Annotated in this window: 2 protein-coding genes, 1 rRNA gene and 1 pseudogene; all 4 read right to left on the reverse strand. The window is 46.2% G+C overall.

Annotation, left to right across the window (positions count from 1 at the left end):
- A 23S ribosomal RNA gene (locus tag ACXAC4_RS27330) occupies positions 1-391 on the reverse strand; the annotation flags it as partial.
- Between the two features lie 5 nt (positions 392-396).
- Positions 397-735 (reverse strand): hypothetical protein, encoded by a 339-nt coding sequence (locus ACXAC4_RS27335; RefSeq protein WP_475168319.1) that lies wholly within the window; start codon positions 733-735, stop codon positions 397-399.
- A 569-nt stretch (positions 736-1,304) separates the two neighbouring features.
- Positions 1,305-2,030: pseudogene (locus tag ACXAC4_RS27340) on the reverse strand (aconitase family protein); the annotation flags it as partial.
- On the reverse strand, positions 1,964-2,212 hold the full coding sequence (locus ACXAC4_RS27345; protein WP_475168322.1) for an aconitase family protein: 249 nt from the start codon (positions 2,210-2,212) through the stop codon (positions 1,964-1,966). The gene ACXAC4_RS27345 and the pseudogene ACXAC4_RS27340, both read right to left, overlap by 67 nt.
- Positions 2,213-2,549 lie beyond the last annotated feature (337 nt).

Raw genomic sequence — 2,549 nt, forward strand, 5'->3', positions numbered from 1 at the left:
GCAACGCATCTAGGTTAACGACGGTTAGATTCACCTCTTACACAGCACCTGTCTGTCTCGCAGTTAAGCTGGCTTCTACCATTACACTAACCGTACGATGTCCGACCGTACTTAGCCAACCTTCGTGCTCCTCCGTTACTCTTTGGGAGGAGACCGCCCCAGTCAAACTACCCACCAGGCACTGTCCACAATCCCGATAAGGGACCTATGTTAGAACATCAAACATACAAGGGTGGTATTTCAAGGATGGCTCCATGACATCTGGCGACGCCACTTCAAAGCCTCCCACCTATCCTACACATGTAGGCTCAATGTTCAGTGCCAAGCTGTAGTAAAGGTTCACGGGGTCTTTCCGTCTAGCCGCGGGTACACAGCATCTTCACTGCGATTTCAATTTCACTGAGTCTCGGGTGGAGACAGCGTGGCCATGGTTACACCATTCGTGCAGGTAGCAATACGTAACTGAACGAAGTAGATGGCATTCCACGTATTGCTAAGGTTAAACAGCATCAATGTTTGGCGCCAGTTCCAGCACCTTGATATTTCATAGCTGCATGTATAAATCGGCATTACTTCTTCAGTCGGCCAATACGTAGTGAAACCACCTTCTGTACCTGGAGCCAACTGGTTTCGAATACGAATATTTGCAAACGTACCACGCATCATCACTTCGTGGTTACCACGACGGGAACCGTAAGAGTTGAAGTTGCGAGGGCTTACTCCATTATCCTGCAAATATTCACCTGCAGGCATATCTTTACGGAATCGCGCCTGCTGGAGAAATGTGGTCTGTAGTTACGGAATCACCGAATTTACCGATTACACGCATGCCATTCAAGCGGCTTAACCTCTTCCGGATCACTGGATAAGACCTTCGAAGAACGGAGGGTTCTGAATGTATGTGGATTTGTCGTTCCAATCATACAATGGTTCATCCGTTGTTTCGATTTCGTTCCATTTTTCGTTCGAATTGAATACATTTTCATATTCTTTACGGAAAATTTCCGGTGTAACAACTCGGTTGAGATTTCGGATTTAATTTCTTCCTGAGAAGGCCAGATGTCATTGAAGTATACATGGTTTCCATTCTTTATCTTTTCCGACTGGGTCATTCTTAAGATCGATATCCACAGTTCCGGCAAGTGCATAAGCCACAACTAATGGTGGAGAAGCCAGATAATTCGCTTTCACTAAGCGGGTGGATACGTCCTTCGAAGTTACGGTTACCGGACAAGAACAGAAGATGCATGTCAAATCACTATCAGCAATCGCCTTCTCGATTTCAGCGAAGAAGCGGACCGGAGTTACCGATACATGTCGTACATCCATAACCGACAAGATTGAAATCCTAAGTCGTTCAAATAAGTCATCAAACCTGAATCTTCAAGATAGCGAGTAACAACCTTAGATCCCGGTGCCAACGATGTCTTCACATATTCAGGCACTTGCAAGCCTTTTTCGATCGCTTTCTTAGCTACGAGACCTGCACCCAGCATTACATGGGGGTTGGACGTGTTCGTACAAGAAGTGATCGCTGCAATTGCCAAAGCACCCGTTTTCATGACTGCTTTATCGCCGGTATTGAATTTAACTGTCTACTGTCTTTATCGAATTCAGATGCATCCAAACCGAAACCATGGTTCCCTGCAGGACCAGTAATCAGCTTTTTCAAACGATTCCTTCATTTGAGAAAGTGGAATCAAGTCCTGAGGACGTTTTGGTCCTGACAAGTTAGGTTCCAATTCCCTGAGATCGATTTCAACCAATGAAGTGAATTCCGGATCTTCAAAGGACGGATCGTACCAAAGGTTGTTCTTCTTGCAGATATGTCTTCGACAAGCTCAATTTGCTCTTCGCTGCGTCCTGTGAGACGAAGATATTCTAAGTGACTCTCCATCTACTGGGAAGAATCCACAAGTTGCACCATACTCAGGCGCCATGTTGGCAATCGTTGCACGGTCAGCTAAGATGGCATCTCCTGGAGCGCCTGGACCGAAGAATTCGACGAATTTACCAACAACGCTCTGTTCACGTAATTCTCTGTGTGACTTTCAGAGCCAGGTCGGTAGCTGTCGCTCCTTGCGGGAAGCTTCCATTCAGTCTTCACTCCAATCACTTCTGGAGCTGGGAAGTATGATGGCTGCCCTAGCATACCAGCTTCCGCTTCAATACCACCAACGCCCCATCCGAGGACACCAAGACCATTGATCATCGTTGTATGTGAGTCGGTACCGACTAGTGTATCAGGGTAAGTATCATAAGATCGCCGTTCTCATTTTCTTTTGCATGAACGACATTCGCGATGTATTCTAAGGTTTACCTGGTGTACAATTCCTGTTGCTGGTGGGACGGCGCGATAGTTATCGAACGCTTTTTGTAGCCCAGTGCAGAGAATTGATAACGTTCTTCAGTTTCGTTCAAATTCTAAGCTCCATGTTCACATTTAGTGCATCTGGAGTTCCGTACTTGTCCACCTGTACAGAGTGGTCAATAACAAGATCAACTGGAACTTCAGGGTTGATTTTGTCAGGGCTTCCTCCCATATCCAC

The organism is Pseudoalteromonas sp. AWM4_233 (assembly GCF_056158285.1).